We start from the raw sequence: 18289 nt of genomic DNA, 5'->3' as shown, positions 1-18289 counted from the left end.
TCATTGCGGCCAGTGGGACCTTGACCGTCAGTGGCGTGCGCGCCGAAGAAGCGTCGAGCTTCGATTACGGCATCAACTTCAAATTCACCGCCCAGTCCACCGAAGATCTGGACCTGGGCACCCAGGACGAAGGCGACTTCAACGGCGTCGGCCTCAGCGCCCGGCCCTGGGTCTATGGCACGCGTGGCGACTGGTCGGGCTATGTGCTCGGCGAGGCCTTCGTCGCCAGCGATGTACTGGAGTCGTCCCAGGTCAACGGCGACACCATCGATTCTTCCGACTCCCGCGAGCGCGACGAGAACTTCCTCGCGCTGCACGAATTCTGGGTCGACTACGGCGGCCTGACCTCCTACCCCGGCGAGTCGCTGCGCTTCGGTCGCCAGCGCATTCGCGCCAACGATGGCCTGTGGTGGGATACCAACATCGAAGCGCTGCGCTGGAACTTCGAGACCACGCTGCTCGACGCCCACATCGGCGTCGCTGAGCGCTTCAGCGACTATCGCACCGACCTCGACGACCTGGCGCCCCAGGACGAGGATCGCCAGCACTTCATGGCCGACGTTTCCACCCAGTGGCGTCCGGGCCACTGGGCCGGCCTCAAGCTGCACCACAGCCGCGACAACGGCAGCCTGCCCAAGCCCGGCGAGCGCATCGACGAGCTGAGCAAGACCTACACCGGCGACATCACCTGGCTGGGTGCCGAACTCAACGGCGATTTCTTCAATCCGCGTAGCACCGCGCCGGTCAACTACTGGGCCGCCGCCACCGTGATGCAAGGCGACGCCGAGCTGCTGCAGACCAGCAACGTCAGCGGCGAGCGCCTGGCGGTGGGCAGCCGCGATCAGGACGTCGATGGCTGGGCCGTCGACCTCGGCCTGCGCTGGAACATCGATGAGAGCTGGCGCGTCGGCGGCACCCTGTCGCGGGCCAGCGGCGGTGGCGACAGCGACGGCGATTCCGACCAGTTCATGCAGACTGACCTGCAGAGCAACCGCGCGCGCTTCACCGGCACCCGTTCCACCGTGCACCGCTTCGGCGAGGCCTACCGCGGCGAGCTGAACAACCTGCAGGCCGCGTCGCTGTTCGGCAGCTGGATCATGGACAAGCAGTATGACGCCAGCCTGGTCTACCACCGCTTCTGGCGCGTGGACGACGATGCGGACAGCGCCAGTGGCCTGAACGTGGCCCTGGAGCCGGGCGAGAAGGACCTCGGCCAGGAAGTCGACCTGGTGCTGACCCGCTACTTCGATCGCAGCGAGCTGGGCGTGGTCGAGGCCGACTCGGCCCTGGTACGCCTGCGCGGCGGCGTGTTCTTCCCTGGCGATGCCTTTGGCAGTGGCACCGATTCGAGCATGCACCGGGTCATGCTCGACGTGATCTGGCGTTATTGAGGAGGCGAGCATGAACCAGTGCAATCACAGCTGGCCGCGCGGCGTCGGGCTTGGCCTCTGCGCCTGGCTGGCGATGGCCGGCAGCGCCCAGGCGGTGAATACCGAGGCCTCGCCCGAGAACTATCGGGTGAGTAGTGCACCGGCCGAGCCGCTGCACATGGAGGCGCCCAAGCTGCCGGACCTGACGCCCTACACCCCCGAGGCGGTGCAGGCCAAGATCCAGCGCAAGCCCGCCGGCAGCATCGGCCTGCAACGCATGATCGGCATGGACCAGCTGAGCGAGTTCACCGGCGGTGACCAGCGCCTGCGCGAGTGGGTCAGCCGCCAGGGCGGCATGCCGCAGGCCATCGTCATCCAGGGTGGCTACGTCACCCCGGCCGACCTGGCCAAGGCGCTGCAGCCGCGTTATTTCGAGGAGACCGAACCGGGCATCTACACCTTGCGCCTGCCGCTGGTGGTGATGCCTGGCGCGACCCTGCACATCGACCAGGCGACCAAGGATTTCCGCCTGTCCAAGGACCGCGGCGCGTTCATCGTCAACGACGGAAAGCTGTTCGTCACCGACACCCGCGTCACCGCCTGGAACGAGGCGAAGAAGGAGCAGGACTGGTTCGCCAAGAAGGGCGAGTTCCGTCCCTTCATCAACTCCTGGGGGGGCACCGAGACCTACATCGTCGGCTCGACCATCTCCAGCCTCGGTTACACCAAGAGTAAGTCCTACGGCTTCTCGATCTCGCAGTACAGCCCGTCGATGCATCCGAAGATGAAGCGCGGCCATCCCACCGGCTGGCTGCTCAATTCGATGTGGGACGACATGTGGTACGGCTTCTACTGCTACGAGGCCGACGACGTGGTGATCCGTGGCAACACCTACCGCAACAACCTGGTCTACGGCATCGACCCGCACGACCGTTCGCGCCGCCTGATCATCGCCGAGAACACCGCCTACGGCACCAAGCAGAAGCACGGCATCATCATCTCGCGCGAGGTCAACGACAGCTGGATCTTCAACAACCGTTCCTACGACAACGAGCTGTCCGGCATCGTCATCGACCGTAGCAGCGTGAACAACGTACTGGCCTACAACGAGACGTACCGCAACAAGTCCGACGGCGTGACCATCTACGAGAGCGGCAACAACCTGTTGTGGGGCAACAAGGCCTACAACAACCAGCGCCACGGCATCCGCGTGCGCAACAGCATGAACGTCAAGCTGTACGAGAACCTGGTGGTGACCAACGGCAAGCTGGGCGTCTACGGCCACGTGAAGGACCTCAGCAACACCGACCGCGACATCCTCCTCGACCCCTTCGAGACCAACATCTCCATGCTCATCGTTGGCGGCAAGCTGGTGGCCAACGCCTCCGGGCCGATGGGGGTGGATTCGCCCCTGAGCCTCGAGCTCTACCGCGTGGAAATGCTCTCACCGACCAAGAGCGCCGGCATCACTCTGCCGGGCATCCTCGGCCCCTTCCAGGACAAGATCCTCGACCTGATGGTGCGCCAGGACAAACCGGTACTGATCGATTACCTCGGCAAGGACATGGAGGCCGCACGATGAGCCTGTTTCCAAGTGCTCGCGGCAGCATGGCGCTGGGCCTGCTGCTGTCCGCATCGACCGCCTTCGCGGCGGAGTTTCCCCAGTACGACATCGAACTGATCGACGGCCTGTGCCCGGCGGCGCACAACCCGGCCAACTACAACACCAAGGAACTCGACTTCCACAGCATGTTGATCGATGGGCAGAACGGCTGGCTGTTCCGCACCAAGAACGACCTGCGCACCGACATCGGCACCACGCCGCAGGGCTACGCCCAGCTCAAGCGCTTCCGCGACGCGCTGAAGGCGCGTGGCACCGAGCTGCTGATCGTGTTCCAGCCGACCAAGGGCCTGGTGGTACGCAACAAGCTGACGCCCGAGTGGTACTCCAAGTTCGACTACGAGACGGCGAAGGCAAACTACATCAAGACCATCGAGAACTTCCGCAAGGCGGGGATCTGGGCGGCCGACTACTCGCCGCTGTTCGATGAGCAGGGCAAGCAGACCGACTTCTTCTTCAAGGACGACCACCACTGGACCCCGCGCGGTGCCAAGGACACGGCCCGTTTGACGGCCGAGGTGCTGAAGCAGATTCCGGCCTACGCCGATATGCCGAAGAAGGAGTTCGTCACCAAGCGCGTCGGCATCCTCGGCAGTCCGGGCAGCTCCGGCGAAGCCGCAGGCAAGATCTGCAACAACAGCTACGACACCGAGTACGTCGACCGCTTCACCACCGAGCCGGCGGACGAAAGCTCCGGCGACAGCCTGTTCGGCGACGAGTCCAGCCCCGACGTGGTGCTGGTTGGTACCAGTAACAGCGGCGTTGCCTACAACTTCGCCGGTTACCTGGAGCAGTACAGCGGCGTGTCGGTGATGAACATGGCCGTTACCGGCGGCGGCTACGAGGCGGCCATGCTGCAGCTGCTAGCCAGCGAGGAATTCCAGAAGAACCCGCCCAAGGTGGTGGTCTGGGAGTTCGCTACCCACTACGACATGTCGCTACGCGACTTCTACCGCCAGGCGGTGCCGATGGTCGACAACGGCTGCGTCGGCCAGCCGGCGCTGATGACCGCCAAGGTCAAGATGCACCCGGGCAACAACCAGATCCTGCTCAACGGCACCAGTGGCCTGAAGGAGCTGCGCAGCGCCGACCACATGATCGACGTGCGCTTCAGCGACCCGGCCATCCACGAGGCGAAGAGCACCGTCTGGTACTTCAGCGGGCGCAAGGAGGGCTACAAGCTGGAGCAGAGCGAGCGCATCGATACCGGTGGCCGCTATCTGTTCGAGCTGCGTGACGAAAACGACTGGGCCGACCTGACCCTCATGGGCCTGGAAATGGAAGCGCCCGAAAACATGCCGGAAGGCCTCACCGTGGAGGCAACCGTGTGCAAGCGCCGCGACAGCGGCGGCCGTCAGCACGTCGCCAGCAACCCTTGATTCTGCCTTGTTCCGGCCCGGTCGCTGCGGCGGCCGGTGGCAAACCCATTCCCAGGAGAAGCTAGGATGGTTTTCTCGTCGAACGTGTTTCTGTTCCTGTTCCTGCCGATCTTCCTCGGCTTGTACTACCTGAGCGGTAATCGCTACCGCAACCTGCTGCTGTTGGTCGCCAGCTACATCTTCTATGCCTGGTGGCGGGTGGACTTCCTCGCGCTGTTCGCCGGCGTCACCGTGTTCAACTACTGGATCGGCCTGCGTATCGGCGCCGCTGGCGTGCGGACCAAGGCCGCGCAGCGCTGGCTGATCCTCGGTGTGGTGGTCGACCTCTGCGTGCTGGGCTACTTCAAGTACGCCAACTTCGGGGTCGAGAGCTTCAACATGGTGGTCAGCTCCTTCGGCATGGACCCCTTCGTGCTGACCCATATCCTGTTGCCGATCGGTATCTCGTTCTACGTGTTCGAGTCGATCAGCTACATCATCGACGTGTACCGCGGCGATACGCCGGCCACCCACAACCTGATCGACTTCGCGGCCTTCGTGGCGATCTTCCCGCACCTGATCGCCGGCCCGGTGCTGCGCTTCCGCGACCTGGTGGACCAGTTCAACCACCGTACCCACACGGTGGACAAGTTCGCCGAGGGCTGCACGCGCTTCATGCAGGGTTTCATCATGAAGGTGTTCATCGCCGACAGCGTGGCACCGATTGCCGACCACTGCTTCGCGCTGTCCGACCCGACCACCGGTGAGGCCTGGCTCGGCGCCGTGGCCTACACCGCGCAGCTGTACTTCGACTTCGCCGGCTATAGCAGCATGGCCATCGGCCTGGGCCTGATGATGGGTTTCCGCTTCATGGAGAACTTCAACCAGCCCTACATCAGCCAGTCGATCACCGAGTTCTGGCGGCGCTGGCACATCAGCCTGTCGACCTGGCTGCGTGACTACCTGTACATCAGCCTGGGCGGCAACCGCGGTACCACCTTCCAGACCTACCGCAACCTGTTCCTGACCATGCTGCTGGGCGGTCTGTGGCACGGCGCCAACTTCACCTACATCATCTGGGGCGCCTGGCATGGCATGTGGCTGGCCATCGAACGCGCCCTGGGCACGGACGCCGCGCCGCGCACCATCAACCCGCTGAAATGGGCCTTCACCTTCCTGCTGGTGGTGCTCGGCTGGGTGATCTTCCGCGCCGAGAACCTCGACGTGGCCTGGCGCATGTATTCGGCCATGTTCGAGTTCTCCGACTGGGGGCTGTCCGAGCTGACTGTCGCGCAGCTCACCAGCCTGCAGATCGCCACCCTGGTCCTGGCCTACGGCGTGATCGCTTTCTTCGGCATCCGCCAGTTCTACGCCAATCCGCTGACCAGCCGCGCACCCAAGGCCAAGGCCGGCGAGGAGGGCAGTGTCGCCCCGCTGGGCGGCGCCACTGCGGTAGCCGCCGGCGTGGCCCCGGCCTACGCGGTCGCGCTTGGCCGCCTGCTGGTCCTGCTGCTGTTTGTCGCCTCGGTACTGAAGCTGTCGGCGCAAAGCTTTTCACCCTTCCTGTACTTCCAGTTCTGAGGAGGAGCCGACATGCGCACCATCCACATTCTCTACAGCCTGACCTTCGTCGTGGTGCTCGCGGCGTTGTCGCTGGCTTCGCTGCCGAACCTGTTCCGCTTCTCGGCAGCTTCGGAAACCACCTTCCTCAACGGCAAGCTGACCCACGCCATCGAGAAGCACTATGACAAGGGCTTCCCGGTCAAGGAACTCGGCACCAATGCCTGGGCTGCCCTGGAGTACGGCCTGTTCGGCGAGGGCCGGCCGGGCGTGGTGATCGGCCGTAAGGGCTGGTTGTTCACCAGCGAAGAGTTCAAGCCGGCGATCAAGCCGAGTCAGGTCGAAGACAACTGGAAGCTGATCACCGGCGTGCGCGATGAGCTGCAACGTCGTGGCATCCAGCTGCAGGTCGTGCTGCTGCCGGCCAAGGCGCGGCTGTATCCGGAGTTCGTCGCCGAGCAGCGTCCGGTGGCCCAGCAACAGGCGTTGTACGAGCAGGCTCGGCAGCGCCTGCAGGGCCTAGGCCTGCAGGGCGCCGACCTGTTCAGCGTGCTCGATGCGGGCAAGAGCCAGGGCCTGGTGTTCCTGCGCACCGACACCCACTGGACGCCGCTGGGCGCCGACCTGGCCGCCCGCGCGGTGGCCGAGGACCTGCTGCAGCGCAACCTGTGGCAGAGCGGTGCGCTGAGCTACGAGACCCGTCGCGTCGGCAGCGAGACGCACAAGGGCGACCTGCTCAGCTACCTGCCGCTCGACCCGTACTTCGCCGCCATGCAACCGGCGAAGGAACCCCTGGAGAAACGCGTGACCGAACAGAGTGACGAGGGCGCTGGTGGCGACCTGTTCGGCGACAGCGCACCGCAGATCGCTCTGGTCGGTACCAGCTACAGCGCCAATCCGAAGTGGAACTTCCTCGGCGCGCTGCGCCAGGCGCTGGGCACCGACCTCTACAACTACGCCGAGGACGGCCACGGCCCGCTGGTGCCGATGCTGCGCCTGCTGGCCAAGGGCGAGGAGGAGACCCAGGGCCTCAAGCTGGTGCTGTGGGAGGTGCCGGAGCGCTACCTGACCCTGTCCAGCGACCTCAGCGAATTCGATCCGCAATGGCTGGCCCAGCTGGGCTCCGGCCACGCACCGGCCAACCAGTTGGCCGCGAAAGGCCCCGCCAAATCCCTGGCGGCCCAATAAGTACTCACGAAAGGAAGATGACCATGCAAACCACCCTTCGCAAGCTGGCCCTGGGACTGGGCTGCCTTAGCCTCGCGGCCGCCATGAACCTCGCCCATGCCGACGAGGGCGGCCTCTACGGCCCGACCGCACCGGCCGGCTCGGCCTTCGTTCGCGCCTACAACGCCGGCTCCTCGGAGCTCAACCTGAGCCTCGGCTCGGTCAACATCAAGGACGTGGCGCCGCGCGGCAGCAGCGACTTCTCCTTCCTCCCGGCCGGCAGCTACAGCGCCAGTGCCGCGGGCAAGAGCCTGCCGGTGGACCTCAAGGCCAACCAGTACTACACCCTGGTGCAGATGCCCGGCGGCAACCTGAACCTGGTCGAGGACCCGGCCTTCAAGAACCGCCAGAAGGCCCTGGTGCGCGTGCAGAACCTGTCCGATACCCCGGTGACCCTGAAGACCGCCGATGGTAAGACCGAGGTCGTTCCAGCCGTCGCCGGCAAGGGCCGTGGCGACCGCGAGATCAATCCGGTCAAGGTGCGCTTGGCGCTGTTCGCTGGCGACAAGAAGGTCAGCGACCTCAACCAGGTCGTGCTCGAGCGCGGTGAAGTGGCTGCCCTCTACGTCACCGGCAGCGGCTCCAGCCTGACCCCGGTGTGGGTACAGCGCCCGGCGGGCGCAGAGTGATGCGAGTGATGCCGGCGCGTCTGGGCCTGTCCGTCGCAGTGCTGAGCGCACTGCTGGCGGGCTGCTCGCCGAGCCACGAGGGTGGTTCGGCGAGTTCCGGGGCTCTGGTGGCGCCAACCGGCTACTACCGCGCAGCGCCCGAGGCGGAGGGCAAGCCGCGCGAGTGCGAGAAGCCGCCGCAGCCGTATACCGGCAGCCTCAATTTCCCCAGCAAGTACGAGGGCTCGGGCAAGGCCCGTGACCAGCTCAACCGCGGCGCCGAGCAGCGCTATCTCAAGCTCACCGGCGACATGCGCGAGATGGAAATGGGCGTCAATCGCATGGTCGGTCGTTACTTCAAGTACGGCCGCCCGCAGGAGGTCGATTGCGCCATGGACTGGCTGGAGAGCTGGGCCGATGCCGGCGCGCTGCTCAACGACGAGCACAACCATACCGGCATGTCGGTGCGCAAATGGACCCTGGGCAGCCTGGCGGGCGCCTACCTGCAGCTGAAGTTCTCCACTTCGCAGCCGCTGAAGGCCCACGCCGCGCAGAGCCAGAAGGTCGAGGCCTGGTTCGGCAAGCTGGCCGACAAGGTGGTGAGCGACTGGAATGCCTATCCCAAGGAGCGCAGCAACAACCACAACTACTGGGCGGCCTGGTCGGTGATGGCCAGCGCCGTGGCCCTCGATCGTCGCGATCTGTTCGACTGGTCGGTTGAACAATATCGCCGCGGCGTGGATCAGATAACCAATGACGGCTATCTACCCCGCGAGCTGGTGCGCGAGACCCGCGCGCTGTCCTACCACAACTACAGCATCGCGCCGCTGCTGATGGTTTCCGCCTTCGCCAAGGCCAATGGCCTCGACCTGCGTGGCGAGAACGATGGCGCCATGTTGCGCCTGGTCAAGAACGTGGAGAACGGCCTCCGCGACCCACAGAAATTCCAACAAAAAACCGGCCATGAGCAGGCAGATGTAGACCTGCAACAGAGCAGCCGGTTTGCCTGGCTGGAGCCTTACTGCGCGCTGTATCCGTGCTCGCAGAGCACCAATGCGTGGCGACGCTCGATCGAGCCACTGAGCACCTACCGGCTCGGTGGCGACCTGACCCAGCTGTTTTCCGGGCAACTGCCTTGAGTTCGGCCCTGATGTGCAACCCCGGGCTTGGCCCGGGAACGACAGAGATTTGAAAGGAGAAACACCATGATTCCGGTAATCCTCTCTGGCGGTAGCGGTTCACGCCTCTGGCCCCTGTCCCGCAAGATGTACCCCAAGCAGTTCCTCGCCCTTACCGGCGAGCAGTCGCTGTTTCAGCAGACGCTGAAGCGGCTGAGCTTCGACGGCATGCAGAAGCCCCTGGTGGTGTGCAACGTCGAACACCGCTTCATCGTCAACGAGCAGCTGACCAAGATCGGCATCACCACGCAGAGCATGGTGCTCGAACCCTTCGGCCGTAACACCGCACCGGCGGTGGCCATGGCTGCGCTGCAACTGCTCGCCGAGGGCCGTGACGAGCTGATGCTGGTACTGCCGGCCGATCACGTGATCGATGACGAACTGGGCCTGCGCAAGGCGCTGGAGCTGGCGCGCATCGCCGCCGACGAAGGCGAGATGGTGCTGTTCGGCATTCCAGCCAACAGCCCGGAAACCGGTTTCGGCTACATCAAAGCGGCGCGTCTGGAGGAGGGCGACGATCTGGTGCCGGGCGCCTATCGCGTCCAGCAATTCGTCGAGAAGCCCGATCACGAGCGCGCCAGCGAGTTCGTGCGTAGCGGTGGCTACTACTGGAACAGCGGCATGTTCCTGTTCCGCGCCAGCCGCTTCCTCGACGAACTGCGCAGCCACGAGCCGGACATCTACGACACCTGCGTGCTGGCCCTGGAGCGCAGCAAGGCGGTGGACGGGGTGGTCAACATCGACCCAGGTACCTTCGAGTGCTGCCCGGACAATTCCATCGACTACGCGGTGATGGAGAAAACCAGCCGCGCCTGCGTGGTACCGCTGGCCGCCGGCTGGAATGATGTGGGCAGCTGGTCCTCGCTGTGGGACGTGCACGAGAAGGACAGCGACGGCAACGTGCTCAAGGGCGACGTGGTGACCCATTCCAGCCACAACAGCTTCGTGCACGGCACCTCCAAGCTGGTGACCTTGATCGGCATGGACGACGTGGTGGTGGTCGAGACCAAGGATGCGGTGATGATCGCCCACAAGAACGCCGTGCAGGACGTGAAGAAGCTGGTCAACGTGCTGGACTCCCAGGGCCGCCAGGAAACCCAGAGCCATTGCGCCGTGTACCGCCCCTGGGGCAGCTACGACTCGGTGGACAACGGCAATCGCCACCAGGTCAAGCACATCACCGTGCGCCCCGGCGCGCAGCTGTCGCTGCAGATGCACCACCATCGCGCCGAGCACTGGATCGTGGTCTCCGGCACGGCTCAGGTGACCTGTGACGACAAGGTGTTCCTGCTCACCGAGAACCAGTCGACCTACATCCCGATCGCCTCGGTGCATCGCCTGTCCAACCCCGGCAAGATCCCGCTGGAGATCATCGAAGTACAGTCGGGCAGCTACCTGGGCGAGGACGATATCGAGCGCCTCGAGGACGTCTACGGGCGCACCCAGCTGCAGTCGGCTTCGGTTGGCTGAGTCAGCTGCGTGAATGAAAAAGGGCGGCCACTGGCCGCCCTTTTTCATCTCGCCGAAGGTTACTCCTTGAGCAGCTGGCGCAGCACGTAGTGCAGGATGCCGCCGGCCTTGAAGTACTCCACCTCGTTCTGTGTATCGATGCGGCAGAGCACCTCGACCTGCTGCCGTTTGCCGTCTTCTGCCTGGATATCCAGAGTCAGGGTCATGCGCGGGCGCAGCTCGGCGCCATCCAGGCCTTTGATGCTGATCCGCTCGTTGCCGGTCAGGCCCAGACTCTTGCGGTCCTGGCCGTTCTGGAACTGCAGCGGCAGCACGCCCATGCCGACCAGGTTGGAACGGTGGATGCGCTCGAAGCTCTCGGCGATCACCGCCTTTACCCCGAGCAGGTTGGTGCCCTTGGCCGCCCAGTCGCGCGATGAGCCGGTGCCGTACTCCTTGCCGGCAAAGATCACTAGCGGCACACCCTCGTCGCGATAGCGCATGGCTGCGTCGTAGATCGCCAGCTTGTCGCCGCTCGGAACATGGCGGGTGTTACCGCCTTCCTCGCCGCCGAGCATCTCGTTGCGGATGCGGATGTTGGCGAAGGTGCCGCGCATCATCACCTCGTGGTTGCCGCGCCGCGAGCCGTAGGAGTTGAAGTCCACCGGTGTCACGCCGTGCTCGCTGAGGTAGCGGCCAGCCGGGCTGTCCTTCTTGATGTTGCCGGCGGGGGAGATGTGGTCGGTGGTCACCGAGTCGCCAAGCAGGGCGAGCACCCGGGCATCCTTGATGTCGCCGATATGTGGTGGCTCGCCGGCGATGCCCTCGAAGAACGGTGGATGCTGGATGTAGGTGGAGTCCGCCTGCCATTCGTAGGTGGCGGCCTGGGGCACGGCGATGGCCTGCCACTGGGCGTCGCCGGCGAACACTTCGGCGTACTCGCGGCGGAACATGGCGGTATCGACCTTGGCCACGGCCTCGGCGATTTCCCGCTGGCTCGGCCAGATGTCCCGCAGGTACACCGGTTGGCCGTCCTTGCCGGTACCCAGTGGGTCTTCACCGAGGTTGACTCGCACGCTGCCGGCCAGGGCATAGGCCACTACCAGCGGCGGCGAGGCCAGCCAGTTGGTCTTCACCAGCGGGTGCACGCGGCCTTCGAAGTTGCGGTTGCCGGAGAGCACCGAGGCCACAGTCAGGTCGCTCTGCTGGATGGCCTTCTCGATCGGCTCGAGCAACGGGCCGGAGTTGCCGATGCAGGTGGTGCAGCCATAGCCGACCAGGTCGAAGCCGAGCTGGTCGAGGTAGGTGGTCAGGCCGGCGGCCTTGAAGTACTCGGTGACCACCTTGGAGCCGGGTGCCAGCGAGCTCTTCACCCAGGGTTTGCGCTGCAGGCCTTTCTCCACTGCCTTCTTCGCCAGCAGCCCGGCAGCCATCATCACGCTGGGGTTGGAGGTGTTGGTGCAGGAGGTGATGGCGGCGATGACCACAGCGCCATGCTTGAGCCGATGGGTAGCACCCTCGTAGTGGTAGTCGGATTCGCCGACCAGGGCGGCGTTGCCCACCGCGACACCGCCACCGCCTTCGCTGAGCAGGCGACCTTCCTCCTGGGGCGGCGACTTGAGCTGCAGGCCGACCAGCTCGTCGAAGGTGCGCGGCACGTTGGACAGCAGAACGCGGTCCTGCGGGCGCTTGGGCCCGGCCAGGCTGGCCTCGACCTCGCCGAGGTCCAGCTCCAGGCTGTCGGTGAACAGCGGCTCGTGGCCGGGCTCGCGCCACAGGCCCTGGGCCTTGGCGTAGGCCTCCACCAGTTGCACGCTGTCCTCCGGGCGGCCGGACAGGCGCAAATAGCCGAGGGTGATGTCGTCCACCGGGAAGAAACCGCAGGTGGCGCCGTATTCCGGGGCCATGTTGGCGATGGTGGCGCGGTCGGCCAGCGGCAGGTCGGCCAGGCCGTCGCCATAGAACTCGACGAATTTGCCCACCACGCCCTTCTTGCGCAGCATCTGCGTCACGGTCAGCACCAGGTCGGTGGCGGTGATGCCCTCGCGCAGCTTGCCGCTGAGGCGGAAGCCGATCACCTCGGGAATCAGCATCGACACCGGCTGGCCAAGCATGGCCGCCTCGGCCTCGATGCCGCCCACGCCCCAGCCGAGCACGCCGAGGCCGTTGACCATGGTGGTGTGCGAGTCGGTGCCGACCAGGGTGTCGGGGAAGGCGAAGGTGACGCCGTCCTCGTCCTTGGTCCACACGGTGCGCGCCAGGTATTCCAGGTTGACCTGGTGGCAGATGCCGGTGCCCGGCGGCACCACGCTGAAGTTGGCGAAGGCGCTTTGGCCCCAGCGCAGGAAGGCGTAGCGCTCGCCATTACGCTGCATCTCGATGTCGACGTTCTGCTCGAAGGCGGCGGCGGAGGCGTACTTGTCGACCATCACCGAGTGGTCGATGACCAGGTCCACCGGCGACAGCGGGTTGATCTTCTGCGGGTCGCCACCGGCGCCGGCCATGGCCGCGCGCATCGCGGCGAGGTCGACCACCGCCGGCACGCCGGTGAAGTCCTGCATCAGCACCCGCGCGGGGCGGTACTGGATCTCGTGGTCGCTGCGCCGCTCCTTGAGCCAGTCGATCATCGCCTTGATGTCGTAGGCGCTGACCGTGGCGTTGTCCTCGAAGCGCAGCAGGTTCTCCAGCAGCACCTTGAGCGACATGGGCAGTTGGTCCATGTTGCCGAGGCTCTTGGCGGCCTCCGGCAGGCTGAAGTAGTGGTAGGTCTTGTTGCCCACCTGCAATTCACGTCGGCTTTTCAGGCTATCCAGCGAGGGCATGGTTGCACTCCTGTTCGATTGAACTAGTGAAACTAGACCGTCAGGCCAGCTCCTGCCATTGGTCTGGACAGGTTGGGCGCGCCGGGGGTTCCCGACTTCGCTATCATGCGCGGCCTGAGGAGAGTCCCCCCATGAACGTTGTGTTGTTGCATTGCCGCCCCGGTTTCGAGGGTGAAGTCTGCGCCGAGATCAGCGACCAGGCCGCGCGCCTGGGCGTGGCCGGCTACGCCAAGGCCAAACCGAACAGCGCCCACGCCGAGTTCACCTGCATGGAGCCCGGCGGCGCCGAGCGCCTGATGCAGGGCGTGCAGTTCAAGCGCCTGATCTTCCCGCGTCAGTGGGCGCGGGGCAGCTATCTGCAACTGCCGGAGACGGATCGCATCAGCGTGGTGCAGCAGGCCCTGGCTGAATACCCGGTGTGCGGCGGCCTGTGGCTGGAAGTGTTCGACACCAACGAGGGCAAGGAGCTGTCGAACTTCTGCAAGAAGTTCGAGGGCCCGCTGCGCAAGGCGCTGGAGAAGTCCGGGCGGCTGGTCGAGGACGCGAGCAAGCCGCGCCTGCTGCTGACCTTCGTCAGCGGCCGCGAGGTGTTCCTCGGCCTCGCCGAGGCCAACAACCAGGCGCAATGGCCGATGGGCATCCCGCGCCTGAAGTTCCCCCGCGAGGCGCCGAGCCGCTCGACCCTCAAGTTGGAAGAGGCCTGGCACACCTTCATCCCGCGCGAGCAGTGGGAAACACGGCTGTCGGACGAGATGACCGGCGTCGACCTGGGCGCCGCTCCCGGCGGCTGGACCTACCAGCTGGTGCGCCGCGGCATGCTGGTCACCGCCATCGACAACGGCCCGATGGCCGAAAGCCTGATGGATACCGGCCTGGTTACCCACCTGATGGTCGACGGCTTCACCTGGAAGCCCAAGCAGCCGGTGGACTGGATGGTCTGCGACATCGTCGAGAAGCCGGCGCGTACCGCGGCGATGATCGAGGAGTGGATCGGCGGCGGACACTGCCGCGAGGCGGTGGTCAACCTCAAGCTGCCGATGAAGCAGCGCTACGCCGAGGTGTGCAAGCTGCTGCAGCGCATGGAGGATGCCTTCAGCGCGCGCAAGCTCAAGGTGTCCATCGCCTGCAAGCAGCTCTACCACGACCGCGAGGAAGTGACCTGCCATCTGCGCCGCCTGGGCTGAAGTAGGGCCGTTGTCGACTCGGGGGATTCGCGGCTAGAGTGCGACTTTCCGGCATGAGTCCGTCGCGATGAAGATCGTCGTTCTGCTGCTGTTCGTTGCCAGTGTGTGCCACGTTCATCTGCGCGGCCGGGTTCGTCACGGCATCGGTCGGCAGCTGAAGGACCACTCGACCTTCCTCGCGCCGATCAACTCGCTGCTCTATCTGAGCTCGCGGCTGCCGGGTCAGGCCTACTACTCGCCGCAGGATTTCCCCGAGCTGGGTGTGCTGCAGGAGAACTGGCAGAGCATCCGCCACGAAGCCCTGCAGCTGCGCGAGGCCGGGCGCATCCGCAAGGCCGACGGCTACAACGATGCCGGCTTCAACTCCTTCTTCAAGACCGGCTGGAAGCGCTTCTATCTCAAGTGGTACGGCGACAGTCACCCGTCTGCGGCGGAGCTGTGCCCGCAGACCACGGCGCTGGTCAAATCGATTCCGCAGATCAAGGCGGCGATGTTCGCCGAGCTGCCGCCCGGTGCGCGCCTGGTGCGCCATCGCGACCCTTACGCTGGCTCGCTGCGCTATCACCTGGGGCTGGTCACGCCGAACTCGGACGAGTGCTTCATCGAGGTCGATGGCGAGCGCTACTTCTGGCGCGACGGCGAGGCGGTGCTGTTCGACGAGACCTTCATCCACTACGCCGAGAACAAGACCGAGCAGGACCGGGTGATCCTGTTCTGCGACGTCGAGCGCCCGCTGCGCTACCGCTGGGCCGCGGCGCTGAATCGCTGGTTCAGTCGCAATGTGATGGCGGCGGCCAGCTCGCCGAACGACGAGCAGGACGCCACCGGCGGGATCAACCGCGCCTTCCAGCAGCTCTACCGCCTGCGCCTGCGCGCCAAGGCCCTGAAGAAACGCAATCGCAGCCTCTATTACGGCCTGCAGTGGCTGCTGCTGGCGGTGGTGATCGCGCTCTTTATCTGGATCTGATGCGGCGGGGCAGACCCGGCCGCCCGCTTGGGCGATAATGCCGGCTTGTTTTCGGAGTTAGATTCATGTCCCTGCAACCCGACGCCATCCTCGACGCCACCGGCCTGTTCTGTCCCGAGCCGGTGATGATGCTGCACAACAAGGTGCGCGACCTGCCGGCCGGTGGCCTGCTGCAGGTGCTGGCCACCGACCCCTCGACCAAGCGCGATATCCCCAAGTTCTGCATGTTCCTCGGCCACGAGCTGCTGGAGCAGGGCGAGGACGGCGGCACCTACCAGTACTGGATTCGCAAGAAGCTCGACTGAGCCAGCGTTAGCGCGCGGCGCGGATATGCCGACGTGCACTGCGTGCCAGGCGCACGGCGAGCAGCACGGCGGCGCAGGTCAGGCCCACCACCAGACCTTGCCATAGCCCGCTCGGCCCGGACGGCGTGCCGAACCAGTCGGACAGTCCCAGGGCATACCCCACCGGCAGGCCGATGCCCCAGTAGGCGACCAAAGTGATCAGCATGGTCGCGCGGGTGTCCTGATAACCGCGCAGGGCGCCGGCGGCGGTAACCTGGACCGCGTCGGAGAACTGGAACAGCGCCGAATACACCAACAGGGTGGCCGCCATGGCGATCACCGCCGGGTCCGGGCTGTAGATATTGGCGATCTGCTCGCGCAGCAGCAGAACCAGGCTCGCCGACAGGCAGGCGTAGCTCAGCGCCGTACCCATCGCTACACCCGCAGAGAAGCGCGCATCGCGCGGCGTGCCGCGGCCCAGCGACTGGCCGACCCGCACCGTGGCTGCCATGGCCAGCGAGTAGGGGATCATGAAGATCATCGAGCTGAAGTTCAGGGCGATCTGGTGCCCGGCCACCACCGTGGCGCCGAGGCCGCCAATCAGCAGGGCGATCACCGAGAAGATGCTCGATTCGGCGAAGATCGATATGCCAATCGGCGCGCCGATCGAGAGCAGGCGGCGGATCACCGGCCACTGCGGCCAGTCGAAGCGTTTGAACAGCTCGCTCGGCTTGTAATAGGGCGCATGGTTCACCCACCACAGCATGCCCAGCAGCATGCACCACATCACCGTGCCACTGGCCCAGCCGCAACCCACACCACCCATGGCCGGGAAGCCGAGGTGGCCGTAGATCAGGATGTAGTTGAGCGGGATGTTCAGCAGCAGGCCGCCGATGCCCAGCATCATGCTCGGCCGGGTATGGCCGAGGCCGTCGCTGCAGCAACGCAGCACGTGATACAGCGCCACCGCCGGGAAGCCGAAGGCGATGCCGCGCAGATAGCCCATGGACATGGCGGTGAGCTCGGCGTCCACGTCCATCAGATGCAGCAGCGGCTCGGCATTCCACAGCAGGGTGGCGCAGGCCAGGCCCACCGCCAGCGCCAGCCATAGGGCCTGGCGCACCAGCGGGCCGATCTCCTCCTGCTTGCCGGCACCATAGCGCTGCGCGACCTTGGCGGTGGTGGCCAGCAGGGTGCCATTCATCAGCAGGAACACCGGTATCCACAGCGAGTTGCCCAGGGCCACGGCGGCCAGGTCGCGCGCGCTGACGCGGCCGGCCATCACCGCATCGACGAAGCCCATGGAGGTGTGGGCCAGCTGGGCGATGATGATGGGGGTCGCCAGCGTCAACAGGGCGCGAATTTCGGCCAGGGTGCGGGCGGAGCGGGAGAGGGCGAGCATGGATAGTCCGGCAGGGCTGGAGCGAGAAGGCGCGCAAGTCTATACCTGCCCCGGCGGTCAGGAAAGCGCGGCTTACCGCGGATAGGGCTCTGCGCCTAGAATGTCGGCTCGTGAATGGAGCACCGCACATGCAGATTGTCGCCGACGAAAACATCCCACTGCTCGACGAGTTCTTCGCCAGTTTCGGCGCCATCAGCCGCCACCCCGGGCGCGCCATCGACCGCGCTGCCCTGGGTGATGCCGAGGTGCTGCTGGTGCGCTCGGTGACCCGCGTCGACCGCGCGCTACTGGAAGGCAGCAAGGTGCGCTTCGTCGGCACCTGCACCATTGGTACCGACCATCTCGACCTGGACTACTTCGCCGAGGCCGGCATCGCCTGGTCCAGCGCTCCCGGCTGCAATGCCCGCGGCGTAGTGGACTACGTGCTCGGTTGCCTGCTGGCCCTGGCGGAGACGACCGGGCGCAAACTGCCCGAGCTCACCTATGGCGTGGTCGGCGCTGGCCAGGTCGGTGGCCGTCTGGTCGAAGTCCTGCGCGGTCTGGGCTGGAATTTGCTGGTCTGCGATCCGCCACGCCAGGCTGCCGAGGGCGGCGACTTCGTCGACCTGGCGACCATCCTGCGCGAGTGCGATGCCATCAGTCTGCACACCCCGCTGGATGCCGGCACCCGCCACCTGCTCGGCGCCGAGCAACTGCGCCAGCTCAAGCCTGGGGCCTGGCTGATCAATGCGGCCCGTGGCCCGATAGTCGACAACGCGGCGCTCAAGGCGCATCTGCAAGGTGGCGCCGATCTGCAGGTGGCGCTGGATGTCTGGGAAGGCGAGCCGCTGGCAGATCCTGAGCTGGCCGCACTGTGCCGCCTGGCCACTCCGCACATCGCCGGCTACAGCCTGGACGGCAAGCTGCGCGGCACGGCGCAAATCTACCAGGCCTACTGCAAGGCCATGGGCCTGGACGAGCAGGTACAGCTGGATGACCTGCTGCCGCCGTCCTGGCTTGGTGAGCTGTTACTGCACGAAGACGCCGATATCGGCTGGGCGCTGGCCACCCTGTGCCGCGCGGTATACGACCCGCGCCGTGACGATGCCGATTTCCGCCGTTCGCTGGTTGGTGATGCCGCGCAGCGCAAGGCGGCTTTCGACGCCCTGCGCAAGCACTATCCCTATCGCCGCGAGATCGATGGCCTGCAGGTGCGTCTGGAGGGGGATGCGCCGCACCTGGCGGCGCTGTCGGCGGCGCTGGGCTGCCACCCACGCTGA

Annotated in this window: 14 protein-coding genes; 12 read left to right on the top strand and 2 right to left on the bottom strand. The window is 65.7% G+C overall.

Annotated elements, in window-relative coordinates; translation table 11 throughout:
• Nucleotides 1-20 precede the first annotated feature (20 nt).
• The 8 genes from IP89_RS02835 (at nt 21) to IP89_RS02800 (ending at nt 10392) form a co-directional block, all read left to right on the top strand.
• Nucleotides 21-1391 (top strand): alginate export family protein, encoded by a 1371-nt coding sequence (locus tag IP89_RS02835; protein ID WP_256203092.1) that lies wholly within the window; start codon nt 21-23, stop codon nt 1389-1391.
• Nucleotides 1392-1464: 73 nt separating this feature from the next.
• Nucleotides 1465-2952 carry a mannuronan 5-epimerase AlgG gene (gene algG, locus IP89_RS02830; protein WP_371261931.1) on the top strand — a complete coding sequence of 496 codons (1488 nt, stop codon included), beginning with the start codon at nt 1465-1467 and terminating at the stop codon, nt 2950-2952.
• On the top strand, nt 2949-4370 hold the full coding sequence (locus IP89_RS02825; RefSeq protein ID WP_043307507.1) for an alginate O-acetyltransferase: 1422 nt from the start codon (nt 2949-2951) through the stop codon (nt 4368-4370). The genes algG and IP89_RS02825 overlap by 4 nt, the downstream gene beginning before the upstream one ends.
• Nucleotides 4371-4436: 66 nt before the next feature.
• Nucleotides 4437-5930 (top strand): MBOAT family protein, encoded by a 1494-nt coding sequence (locus tag IP89_RS02820; RefSeq protein WP_043307505.1) that lies wholly within the window; start codon nt 4437-4439, stop codon nt 5928-5930.
• Nucleotides 5931-5942: 12 nt separating this feature from the next.
• Complete coding sequence (locus tag IP89_RS02815; protein WP_043307503.1) at nt 5943-7097, top strand: alginate O-acetyltransferase; 1155 nt, start codon at nt 5943-5945, stop codon at nt 7095-7097.
• Between the two features lie 17 nt (nt 7098-7114).
• Entirely contained in the window at nt 7115-7765 is a 651-nt protein-coding gene (locus IP89_RS02810; protein WP_043307502.1) for an alginate O-acetyltransferase AlgF, read from the top strand.
• 5 nt (nt 7766-7770) lie between these two features.
• Nucleotides 7771-8883: a mannuronate-specific alginate lyase gene (locus tag IP89_RS02805; protein ID WP_043307601.1), complete on the top strand. Its 1113-nt coding sequence runs from the start codon at nt 7771-7773 to the stop codon at nt 8881-8883.
• Nucleotides 8884-8949: 66 nt separating this feature from the next.
• Nucleotides 8950-10392, top strand: a complete 1443-nt coding sequence (locus IP89_RS02800; protein WP_043307500.1) for a mannose-1-phosphate guanylyltransferase/mannose-6-phosphate isomerase — start codon at nt 8950-8952, stop codon at nt 10390-10392.
• 59 nt (nt 10393-10451) lie between these two features.
• Here IP89_RS02800 and acnA read toward each other — a convergent pair whose 3' ends face one another.
• Nucleotides 10452-13193 (bottom strand): aconitate hydratase AcnA, encoded by a 2742-nt coding sequence (gene acnA / locus IP89_RS02795; protein ID WP_043307498.1) that lies wholly within the window; start codon nt 13191-13193, stop codon nt 10452-10454.
• 131 nt (nt 13194-13324) lie between these two features.
• On the opposite strand from acnA, the gene rlmM reads away from it, so the two are divergent.
• From rlmM to tusA, 3 genes are all read left to right on the top strand, one after another.
• Complete coding sequence (rlmM, locus tag IP89_RS02790) at nt 13325-14377, top strand: 23S rRNA (cytidine(2498)-2'-O)-methyltransferase RlmM (RefSeq protein ID WP_043307497.1); 1053 nt, start codon at nt 13325-13327, stop codon at nt 14375-14377.
• Between the two features lie 67 nt (nt 14378-14444).
• Nucleotides 14445-15344 (top strand): lipid A hydroxylase LpxO, encoded by a 900-nt coding sequence (lpxO, locus tag IP89_RS02785; protein ID WP_043307494.1) that lies wholly within the window; start codon nt 14445-14447, stop codon nt 15342-15344.
• Between the two features lie 65 nt (nt 15345-15409).
• Nucleotides 15410-15649, top strand: a complete 240-nt coding sequence (gene tusA, locus IP89_RS02780) for a sulfurtransferase TusA (protein WP_043307492.1) — start codon at nt 15410-15412, stop codon at nt 15647-15649.
• A 7-nt stretch (nt 15650-15656) separates the two neighbouring features.
• Here the strand turns inward: tusA and IP89_RS02775 are convergent, their stop codons facing one another.
• Nucleotides 15657-17030, bottom strand: coding sequence for an MATE family efflux transporter (locus IP89_RS02775; RefSeq protein WP_043307490.1), 1374 nt, complete (start codon nt 17028-17030; stop codon nt 15657-15659).
• Nucleotides 17031-17158: 128 nt separating this feature from the next.
• Here IP89_RS02775 and pdxB point away from each other — a divergent pair, with 128 nt between their 5' ends.
• Nucleotides 17159-18289 carry a 4-phosphoerythronate dehydrogenase PdxB gene (pdxB, locus tag IP89_RS02770; protein ID WP_043307489.1) on the top strand — a complete coding sequence of 377 codons (1131 nt, stop codon included), beginning with the start codon at nt 17159-17161 and terminating at the stop codon, nt 18287-18289.

It is taken from the genome of Pseudomonas sp. ML96 (assembly GCF_000761545.1).
Lineage (GTDB): Bacteria > Pseudomonadota > Gammaproteobacteria > Pseudomonadales > Pseudomonadaceae > Aquipseudomonas.
This window is presented reverse-complemented; position numbering and strand designations above follow the sequence as displayed.

Excerpts from the sequence above, each read along its gene's own strand:
- IP89_RS02825 (WP_043307507.1), top strand. The coding sequence starts at position 2,949 with ATGAGCCTGTTTCCAAGTGCTCGCGGCAGCATGGCGCTGGGCCTGCTG.
- rlmM (WP_043307497.1), top strand. The coding sequence starts at position 13,325 with ATGAACGTTGTGTTGTTGCATTGCCGCCCCGGTTTCGAGGGTGAAGTC.
- algG (WP_371261931.1), top strand. The coding sequence starts at position 1,465 with ATGGCCGGCAGCGCCCAGGCGGTGAATACCGAGGCCTCGCCCGAGAAC.
- IP89_RS02800 (WP_043307500.1), top strand. The coding sequence starts at position 8,950 with ATGATTCCGGTAATCCTCTCTGGCGGTAGCGGTTCACGCCTCTGGCCC.
- acnA (WP_043307498.1), bottom strand. The coding sequence starts at position 13,193 with ATGCCCTCGCTGGATAGCCTGAAAAGCCGACGTGAATTGCAGGTGGGC.
- IP89_RS02820 (WP_043307505.1), top strand. The coding sequence starts at position 4,437 with ATGGTTTTCTCGTCGAACGTGTTTCTGTTCCTGTTCCTGCCGATCTTC.
- tusA (WP_043307492.1), top strand. The coding sequence starts at position 15,410 with ATGTCCCTGCAACCCGACGCCATCCTCGACGCCACCGGCCTGTTCTGT.
- pdxB (WP_043307489.1), top strand. The coding sequence starts at position 17,159 with ATGCAGATTGTCGCCGACGAAAACATCCCACTGCTCGACGAGTTCTTC.
- IP89_RS02810 (WP_043307502.1), top strand. The coding sequence starts at position 7,115 with ATGACCATGCAAACCACCCTTCGCAAGCTGGCCCTGGGACTGGGCTGC.
- IP89_RS02775 (WP_043307490.1), bottom strand. The coding sequence starts at position 17,030 with ATGCTCGCCCTCTCCCGCTCCGCCCGCACCCTGGCCGAAATTCGCGCC.
- IP89_RS02815 (WP_043307503.1), top strand. The coding sequence starts at position 5,943 with ATGCGCACCATCCACATTCTCTACAGCCTGACCTTCGTCGTGGTGCTC.
- lpxO (WP_043307494.1), top strand. The coding sequence starts at position 14,445 with ATGAAGATCGTCGTTCTGCTGCTGTTCGTTGCCAGTGTGTGCCACGTT.